This window comes from Arthrobacter sp. AL12 (genome assembly GCF_029960645.1).
Classification (GTDB): Bacteria; Actinomycetota; Actinomycetes; order Actinomycetales; family Micrococcaceae; genus Arthrobacter.
Window position 1 is genome coordinate 319,526 of record NZ_JASBQY010000003.1, and the last position, 9,589, is coordinate 329,114.

General features: G+C 64.3%; 6 protein-coding genes. 5 read left to right on the top strand and 1 reads right to left on the bottom strand.

Annotated features, from left to right (window positions below):
- Positions 1-141: 141 nt before the first annotated feature.
- The 4 genes from QK291_RS05930 (at position 142) to QK291_RS05945 (ending at position 6,724) form a co-directional block, all read left to right on the top strand.
- Positions 142-1,755, top strand: coding sequence for a cryptochrome/photolyase family protein (locus tag QK291_RS05930; protein WP_282379988.1), 1,614 nt, complete (start codon positions 142-144; stop codon positions 1,753-1,755).
- A 370-nt stretch (positions 1,756-2,125) separates the two neighbouring features.
- Complete coding sequence (locus QK291_RS05935) at positions 2,126-3,907, top strand: ABC transporter family substrate-binding protein (RefSeq protein ID WP_282379989.1); 1,782 nt, start codon at positions 2,126-2,128, stop codon at positions 3,905-3,907.
- Between the two features lie 181 nt (positions 3,908-4,088).
- Positions 4,089-5,630, top strand: coding sequence for an ABC transporter permease (locus QK291_RS05940; RefSeq protein ID WP_282379990.1), 1,542 nt, complete (start codon positions 4,089-4,091; stop codon positions 5,628-5,630).
- Entirely contained in the window at positions 5,627-6,724 is a 1,098-nt protein-coding gene (locus QK291_RS05945) for an ABC transporter permease (protein ID WP_282379991.1), read from the top strand. The genes QK291_RS05940 and QK291_RS05945 overlap by 4 nt, the downstream gene beginning before the upstream one ends.
- A gap of 33 nt (positions 6,725-6,757) precedes the next feature.
- Here the strand turns inward: QK291_RS05945 and QK291_RS05950 are convergent, their stop codons facing one another.
- On the bottom strand, positions 6,758-7,387 hold the full coding sequence (locus tag QK291_RS05950; RefSeq protein ID WP_282379992.1) for a PH domain-containing protein: 630 nt from the start codon (positions 7,385-7,387) through the stop codon (positions 6,758-6,760).
- 79 nt (positions 7,388-7,466) lie between these two features.
- On the opposite strand from QK291_RS05950, the gene QK291_RS05955 reads away from it, so the two are divergent.
- A complete protein-coding gene (locus tag QK291_RS05955) occupies positions 7,467-9,296 on the top strand; it encodes an ABC transporter ATP-binding protein (RefSeq protein ID WP_282379993.1) in 1,830 nt (609 codons plus the stop codon).
- Positions 9,297-9,589: the final 293 nt, after the last annotated feature.

A 9,589-nucleotide genomic window follows, 5' to 3' on the forward strand; every position in this document is an offset into this window, starting at 1 on the left:
TGAGAGGTTTCTCCGTGACGGAACGTGGTGGGGTTCCGCTTCAACTACTGGGGGTGGGCGTTCGCGTCGCGGTCGACGGCCGGCGACCGCGACGATGAGCGCGATGCTCTCGTCCCAAGGCGGCCCCTCTATCGTTAGGGTATGAATTCCGGCCCGTGTGTGCGCCTCGTGTTGCCGCACCAGCTCTTCGATCAGCATCTCGAGGCTCCTGGCGACACCGTGTTCGTGCTCATCGAGCATGACCTTCTCTTTCGCCAGTACGCGTTCCATTCCCACAAGCTGGTCCTGCATCGAGCATCGTTATCCCGGTTCGCCCGTCGCCTGAGCGAGCACGGCTACGAGGTTGAAGTCCTCAGAAGCGACGCCGACCTTAGCTCCCACGATCAGCTCGCCGAGTTCGTCCGGAACCGCGACCCACTGCAGGTGACCTGGTTCGACGTGGTGGATGACTGGCTTGAGCAGGATCTGTTCGCGGGGCTCGCCCGCGGCGGCTATCAGATGCGCCAGGAAGACGTGCTGGAGACACCGAACTTCCTCACTGACCGTGGGCAGATCGATGAATGGTTCTCGCGCAATGACTCCCGCATGCAGGACTTCTACGTGTGGCAACGCCGCCGACTCAATATTCTTCTCGAGGACGGGGCGCCCCTCGGCGGGAGGTGGTCCTTCGATGCCGAAAACCGCAAGAAGCTTCCCCGCGGGTACACTCCCTCCGTTGTGGGCCGTTTCGCGCGCCATCCCGTCCTCCGGCGCGAGGGGACCTTCGATGTCGAAGGGCTGATGGGGGACGCCTACGAGCTTGGTGACGAGGTCCCTCACGACGTCACCCTGGCGATCGCCTGGGTCAGTGCGGAGTTCCCGGACGCTCCGGGTGACCCCCACCTGTTCGCCTGGCCTACGAGCGGCGACGAAGCCCGTGAGCATCTGCAGGAGTTCGTACGCGAACGCCTGCACGAGTTCGGACCCTACGAGGACGCGATCTCCACTGCGCATCCGTTCATCGCCCACGGACTGCTGACCGCCGCGCTGAACATCGGACTCCTGGACCCGCGAGACGTCGTACGGACGGTACTCGACGGTGCCGATCACAACACCCCGCTCGCCTCCGTAGAGGGGTTTGTGCGGCAGGTGATCGGCTGGCGGGAATACATGCGCGCCACCTACCGAACGAGCGGCCGCCAAATGCGTACCTCTAACCGGCTCGACCACCAGCACGCACTCGGGAAGGGCTGGTGGGACGGGACCACCGGATTGGCGCCTGTGGACATGGTCATCTCCCGCGTGCTCGCCACCGGGTACGCTCACCACATCGAGCGGCTGATGGTGCTCGGCAACGCAATGTCCCTGCTGCGGATCCATCCCGATCGGGTCTATGAATGGTTCATGGAGCTATTCATCGACGCGTACGACTGGGTGATGGTCCCCAACGTCTACGCGATGAGCCAGTTCGCTGCCGGGGAGGAGATCACCACAAAGCCCTATGTGTCGGGCAGCAACTACCTGCGGAAGATGTCAGACCTACCTGCGGGAGAGTGGATGCCTTGTTGGGATGGTTTGTACTGGACGTTCATCGAGGATCACCGCGCGGTCCTGCGAGAAAACCCGCGCATGCGAATGGTCATCTCCCAGCTTGAAAACATGGACCCGAACACGCGGGATGACCATCGACGCCGCGCTGCGGCGCTTCTCGACGCCGGGCACGAAACGACACTACTGAGAACGACGCCCTCGCACGGAAAGACGCGCGAATCGTGAAAGTGCCCAGGATGGCGACGTGGTGGAGCTCCGCTTCGACGTGTGACGGATTGATGAATTCATCAAGTAATTAAGGATTAACTCGAGAAGCCCCGATGTGAAAGTCGGGGCTTCTCCTGTGCCCGGAAACATTAGTGCCGGGCATGCGCTGCGTCAATAGAATCCGAAGAATTCGACCCGGGAAGCGCTGTCCAATGTTGCAGCTCTGTAACGAACTTTACAGTCGGTCAACTTTTTTCGCCCGGCGCTGAATTTCGGGCTTACGCTACATCCCATGTGAGACGGACCACACTGCCGCTGGGGGAGTGTGGACGTCTGCCCGGTGCCTACGGCCTCGGTCTCAACCACACCACAGAAACAAGGAGGCGGAATGCGCTTCGGTCGTATTTCCAAAGCAGTGGGCGTGGCAGCAGCAGCTGCCCTGGCCCTCAGCGCCTGCGCAGGCAACAGCGGCGGGACAACCCCGACCACTGCTGCGGCAGCAAGCAAATCAGGCGGATCTGCAACAGTCGTGGAGGTGAACGCCTTCAACACGTTCAACCCCAACACGGCTGACGGCAACACAGACATCAACTCGAAGATCAGCTACGCCACCCACTCGGGCTTCTTCTACATCGACAACAAGCTGAATGTCGTGCGGAACGAGAAGTTCGGCAAGATGGAGAAGGTCTCGGACAGCCCGCTGACGGTGAAATACACCATCAACGACGGCGTGAAGTGGTCCGACGGCACGCCCGTCACCTCTGCGGATCTTCTGCTGCAGTGGGCCGCGTTCTCCGGGTACTACAACGATGCCGACGCAGACGCGAAGACCGGAACGTCCTACTTCTCCTACGCCGGCGACCCCACCGGTATCGCCCTGTCGGACTTCCCGGAGCTCAGTGACGACGGCAAGTCCATGACGGTCAAGTACTCCAAGCCGTTCTCCGATTGGGAAATCGCGCTCGGCGGCCCCGGCATCGACATCCCGGCCCACGTACTCGCCAAGAAGGCAGGCCTGGCGGACGCGAAGGCCTTCGTTGACCTGGTCAAGGGCATGCCGCGCGGCGACTCGGCCGCCCCGCAGCCGGCCAACACCCAGCTCCAGGCCATGGCGGAGATGTGGAACACCGGCTTCGACTCCAAGACCCTTCCGGCAGACCCGAACCTGTACCTCTCCAACGGCCCCTACATCGTCAAGGGCGTCAACCAGGACCAGTCCCTGACCATGGTCAAGAACAAGGACTACACCTGGGGTCCGGAAGCCAAGCTGGACGAAATCACCGTCCGCTACATCGGTTCCGCGCCCGCCCAGGTGCAGGCGCTCAAGAACGGCGAAGCGGACATCATCGCACCGCAGGCTTCGGCTGACACGGTGGAGCAGCTCAAGGCCCTCGAAAGCCAGGGCGTCACGGTCGAGGTCGGAAACCAGCTTTCCTATGACCACATCGACCTCAACTTCAGCGGCGTCTTTGCCGAGAAGAATGTCCGCGAAGCGTTCATGAAGAGCGTCCCGCGCAAGGACATCGTCGACAAGATCGTCAAGAAGCTGGACCCGGAGGCCAAGCCGCTCGACTCGCAGCTGTTCGTCCCGGACCAGGCCCTCTACGCCGATTCCGTCAAGGCAAACGGTTCGTCCGCCTACCAGGAAGTTGACATCGAGGGTGCAAAGTCGCTCCTCGCCGGTGCCACCCCTGAAGTCCGCATCATGTACAACAAGGACAACCCCAACCGTGCGGACATGTTCGCCCTGATCAGCGAGTCCGCCACCAAGGCAGGCTTCAAGATCGTCGACGGCGGCCTCGGCAAGTCGGACTGGGGCAAGGCCCTGGGCGACGGCAGCTACGATGCCACCATCTTCGGCTGGATCAACTCGGGTGTCGGTGTCTCCGGCGTCCCGCAGATCTTCAAGACGGGTAACGACTCCAACTTCAACCAGTTCAGCGATCCGGAAGCCGACAAGCTGATGGACGAACTGATTGTCACCACCGACAAGGGCAAGCAGGATGAGCTGATCAAGCAGATCGACCAGAAGATCTGGGCTTCCTCATACGGCCTCCCGATCTTCCAGGCAGTCGGCGTGGACGCGTACAGCGACCGCATCACCGGTGTGAAGTACATGCCGAACCAGACCGGTGTCTGGTGGAACTTCTGGGAGTGGGCACAGAAGTAGCCGACGACCGCAAGTGATATTTGCTAGCTAAAGGCGTCGGGACCGGGCATTCTGGTTCCGACGCCTTTCTAGCGATACCCCCTGACGATGGCGGGCCCTGGCCCGTCATCCGTAAGGAAAAAGGCCAAACTCTGCGACCGGTCCGGGCAACCCCTGGCCCCGAATACCGAGGTTCTTTCCCATGGTGACCTACATCGTCCGGCGGCTCATCACTGCCGCCCTCATACTTCTCGGCGCATCCTTCCTGGTGTATCTCCTGACAGCGGCGTCCGGCGATCCCCTGGAGGAATTCCGCGCCAGCAGCGCCCCCAACAAACAGCAGCTCATGGACGCGCGCACCGAGCTGCTGCAGCTGGATACACCAGCCCCCATCCGGTATTTCCACTGGCTCGGCGGTGCGGCCCAGTGCCTCATCCCGTTCGCCAACTCCTGCGACCTGGGCAAGAACATCGCGGGCCAGCCCATCACCGATGCCCTGGGACACGCACTGATCCAGACCCTGACCCTGGTCACCGGGGCCACCGTGCTGGCGATTCTGATCGGCATCACACTCGGCATCATCACCGCCCTGCGCCAGTACAGCACGCTGGACTACGGCGTGACATTCATGGCCTTCCTGTTCTTCTCCCTCCCGATCTTCTGGGTCGCGGTGCTCCTGAAGGAGTACGGCGCCATCGGGTTCAACAATTTCCTCCGGAATCCCGAAATACCAATCCCGGCAGCCCTCGCCATCGGCGCCGTCATCGGTGTCCTGACGGCCGTGACCGTCGGCGGCGAGATGAAACGCCGGCTGCTCATCGGCGGCCTCGCCTTCCTGTTCGCGGCCGCCGTGCTGGTGTACTTCTCCGCCACCGAGTGGTTCAAAACCCCGGGGCTGGGCCCGGTGGTCATCGCGATTGCCGGCGTCGGCATTGCGTTCGCCGTGACCCTGCTCTCGGCAGGGCTCAAGAACCGCAAGGCACTCCAGTCAGCGCTGATTGCTGTCGGCGTCGGACTGGTCGTCTACTTCGTCATCCAGCCGCTGCTCAACGAGGCAACCATCCTGATGATCGTGCTCCTCGCGGTCGCGGCGGTCCTTGTCGGGCTGGGCATCGGCTTCCTGATGGGCGGCTACGACCGCGGGCAGTCCATGCGGGCCGCCGCGCTCACCTCGTTCCTGGTCGGATTCCTGATCCTGCTGGACCGCTACATGCAGGCATGGCCCACATACTTCAACAACAGCCGGGTCCGGGGCCGCCCCATCGCCACCATCGGTGCGGGCACCCCGAACATTGAGGGCGATTTCTGGATCATGAGCCTGGACTCCTTTACCCACCTGATCCTGCCCACCATGGCACTGATCCTGATCTCGCTGGCCGGCTACACCCGCTTCACCCGGGCCTCGATGCTGGAAATCATGAACATGGACTACATCAGGACCGCCCGGGCCAAGGGCCTGTCCGAACGGACCGTCGTCATGCGCCACGCTTTCCGCAACGCGCTGATCCCGATCGCCACCATCGTGGCCTTCGATATCGGCGGGCTGATCGGCGGCGCCGTAATCACCGAAACGGTGTTCTCGGTCCGGGGGATGGGCTTCCTGTTCCTGGAGGGCATCTCGCACGTCGACCCCAACCCCGTGATGGGCGTCTTCCTTTGTGTCGCCATCACTGCCATGGGTTTCAACCTCATTGCGGACCTCGCGTACTCCGCACTTGATCCGCGCGTAAGGGTAAAAGCATGAGCCAGCCAAGTCAGCAGGACGAAATCATGGCCGAGGACGCCGGGCTTCCGGCGGCCGGGGTCGAGCCCATCCTCGAAGCCAAGGGCCTGAGCCAGGGGCAGATCGTCCGGAAACGGTTCCTGGGCCACTCCGGCGCCATCATCGGTCTCGTCGTGTTCGCCATCATCTTCGTCACGGCCTTCACCTCCGTCGGCTACTGGGGCATCCCCGGCTGGTGGAAGTACAGCCACGACCAGGTCACCCCCCTGGTCAACGACGGTGTGCCCACCGCCTCGCTTTGGCCGCTGGTCTGGGGCGACCATCCCTTCGGCCAGGACCGGATCGGCCGCGACCTGTTCGCCATGACCATGCGCGGGGCCCAGCAGTCCATCACCGTCATGCTGGTGATCGGCCTCATCGCCGGCCTGATCGGCGTCGTGGTCGGGGCCCTGTCCGGCTACTTCCGTGGCTGGACGGAAGCGATCCTGATGCGCCTCACCGACGTCATCATCATCATTCCGGCGCTGCTGCTCGCCGCCGTGATGGCACAGATGGCCGGCCGGCGGGACTCCGGCAGCTGGTTTGCCACGTTCGCCAGCAACAACGGCATCCTGGCGCTGGGCATCTTCCTCGGCCTCATCACCTGGGTGGGGCTGGCACGGCTGATGCGCGGGGAGTTCCTTTCGCTGCGCGAACGCGAGTTCGTCGACGCGGCCCGGATTTCCGGGGCCAGCAATGCCCGGATCATCTTCAAGCACATCCTGCCCAACGCCGTCGGGGTGCTGATCGTGAACATCACGCTGACCATGTCCGCCGCGATCCTTACCGAAACCGCGCTGAGCTACCTCGGCGTCGGCGTCAAGGCCCCGGACACATCGCTCGGACTCCTCATTTCGCAGAACCAGGAGGCTTTTGCCACCCGGCCGTGGCTGTTCTGGTTCCCCGGCCTGTTCATCGTGCTGATCTGCCTCAGCATCAACTTCATCGGTGACGGACTGCGGGACGCATTCGATCCGCGCCAGAAGAAGTTCAACGCCAAGAAGGCCAGGGACCACGGCGGGCATCCCGTCGCCGCGACTCCCGTCACCGCGTTCGACGGAACCAAGGACGACTAGATGCCCGCCCCCCGCAGTGCCCGCACGGCTGAGTTACTGGGCGGCAACGGTCCAGTAGCTGGCCGCGAGCAGCAGTACGACGACGGCGGCCGCCGCCCAGCGGTAGGTCACTTTTACCGGTGTGGTGGCGGCATCGCCGGCGGCCAGTTCACCGCTTTCCACCAGTCCATGCCAGCGCTCCCGCACCAGCCGGGCTGCCTGGCCGGAATCCGTGGACTTCAGGTCCCCGGGCCTTACGGACTGGCCGGGTCCGTACGTGGTGGCCGGCAGGCCGCGGAGGTCCTCGGGGCGGGCATGGCGACCGCCCCAGATCCCGGGCGCCGGTGCGGCCCAGGCCACGTAGCTCTTGCGGGCCGTGACCAGGGTGAGGGCGAACCGGGTGTCGACATGCACCAGGGCCTCCCAGGGCACCAGGACCGACCGGAACGGGTTCTCCAGGGTGACCCCGCCGTCGTGCACCACAACGGACGGCAGCCAGAACAACTGCCAGCCCAGGAACGCGACCAGCAGCAGCGGTGCTATTCCGGCCAGCGCCGCCGGCCCGGCGGTGACCGCCGTGACGGCGATGCCGAGAGCGGCGACCGTCCAGCACAGCCAGGCGAACCAGGCGTTCGTTCGGGCTTTGAAGATTTCAACGGTACCGGCATGCGGCGCAGAGCTCATGCCCCCAATAATTCAGTATTCCGAGCCGCAGCACTAATCCCCGGTGGACCGGCGGCCCGGGTGGAAGGAAAGCCCCATCATGACTGACTTCATCACCCTCGATCCGGCCGTCACCCCGGCTCCGGGCAAGAGCGAACCCGTACTGGAGGTCCGCGGCCTCAGCGTCGACTTCGGCGTGGACAAAAAGTGGGTGCCTGCCGCAATCGGCCTGAATTATGAGGTGCGCGCCGGTGAGGTGCTCGCGATCGTGGGGGAGTCCGGCTCGGGCAAGAGTGCCAGCTCGATGGCCCTGCTGGGTCTGCTGCCGAGCAACAGCCGGGTGACCGGGAGTGTCAAGCTCGCCGGCAAGGAGCTGCTGGGGACAGACGTGGCGAACATCCGGGCCGTCCGCGGCAAGGAGGTCGCCGTGATCTTCCAGGAGCCCATGACCGCGTTGAACCCGGTGTACACCGTGGGCGCCCAGATCGTGGAGACCGTCCGGCTGCACAGCGAGGTCTCCCCGGACGAGGCCCGGCTGCGCGCCCTGCGCATGCTCGAGCTCGTGGAGCTACCGGACCCGGAGAAGGCCTTCCGGTCCTACCCCCACCAGCTCTCCGGCGGCCAGCGGCAGCGCGCCATGATCGCCCAGTCGCTGTCCTGCGATCCCAAGCTCCTGATTGCCGATGAGCCCACCACGGCCCTCGACGTGACAGTCCAGGCCGAAATTCTGGACCTCATGCGCAACCTGCGGAACAAGCTGGACAGTGCGATCGTCCTGATCACCCACGACATGGGGGTCGTCGCCGACCTGGCTGACCGGATTGCCGTCATGCGCCGCGGTGTCATCGTGGAAACGGGGACCGCCGCCGAGATCTTCCACAACCCCCAGCACGAATACACAAAAGCCCTGCTGGCCGCCGTTCCGCACCTCGGCCAGGGCGGCTCGGACTCCGCCGAGGAAGTCGACGTCACCGCAGCCCTCGCCGCCGCCACCCACGCCGAACTGCGTTCCATCCCGGAAGAGCAGCTGCTCCGGCGCGAGCGTGAAAACGCCGCGGCCTTGGCAGCCGCGGCCGCGGCGACGCCGCAGGGCGAGCCGGTGCTGGAGCTGACGGATGTGGCGATCGAGTATCCCAAGCAGGGCCGCGTTCCCGCGTTCCGCGCCGTGGAGGGCGCCAACCTGGTGATCTACCAGGGCCAGGTTGTCGGGCTGGTCGGAGAGTCGGGGTCCGGCAAGACCACCATCGGCCGCGCCGCCGTCGGGCTGCTGCCGGTAGCGGCCGGCACGATGAAGGTCGTGGGGCAGGACATCTCGGCCGCCAAGAGGAACGGCCGGCAGCTGCACGAGATGCGCCGCCACGTGGGCATGGTGTTCCAGGACCCGTCGTCCTCGCTGAACCCGCGGCTTCCGATCGGAGAGAGCATCGGTGAGCCGATGTTCCTGGCCGGGGTGGCGAAAGGCGCCGAGCTGCAGCAGCGGATCGAGGCGCTGCTGGACCAGGTGGAGCTCCCGCGGAACTACCGCAACCGCTACCCGCACGAGCTCTCCGGCGGGCAGAAACAGCGGGTGGGCATCGCCCGTGCGCTCTCGCTCAAGCCGAAGCTGATGGTTGCCGATGAGCCCACCTCGGCCTTGGACGTATCTGTGCAGGCCAAGGTGCTCGACCTGTTCCGGAACCTGCAGAAGGAACTCGGCTTTGCCTGCCTCTTCGTCACCCACGACCTCGCGGTCGTCGACGTACTGGCGGATCGGATCTGCGTCATGCAGCGAGGCCGCATCGTCGAGCAGGGGACCCGGGACCAGATTCTGCGCAATCCGCAGGAGCCCTACACGCAGCGTCTCCTGGCCGCTGTGCCGCTGCCGGACCCGGAAAAGCAGCGGGAGCGTCGCGAGCTGCGGGCCCAATTGCTGGAGGCCGGAACGAGTTAACCGCTCCTAACCGGGGCGCCGGACGGCGCATACTACCAGCCGGTAGCGTGTGACTTGAAATACACCTCACTTGACTTTTACGGTCACGCTTTTGTCGGGTCACGGTTTGGCAACGGAGTTCCAGCATTTGGACATCCTCGGGATAGGGTTCTCTCATATGTAGGCCACGTCACAGGGGATACCCCTGTGCCTGCCTGCGGGGAAGCATAAGATTTTCCCTCACGAACTCCCACAACTCTTAGCCCCAGGTTTTCATGGCGGGTCCGTCGGGATGGCGTGTTAATCAGGGAAAG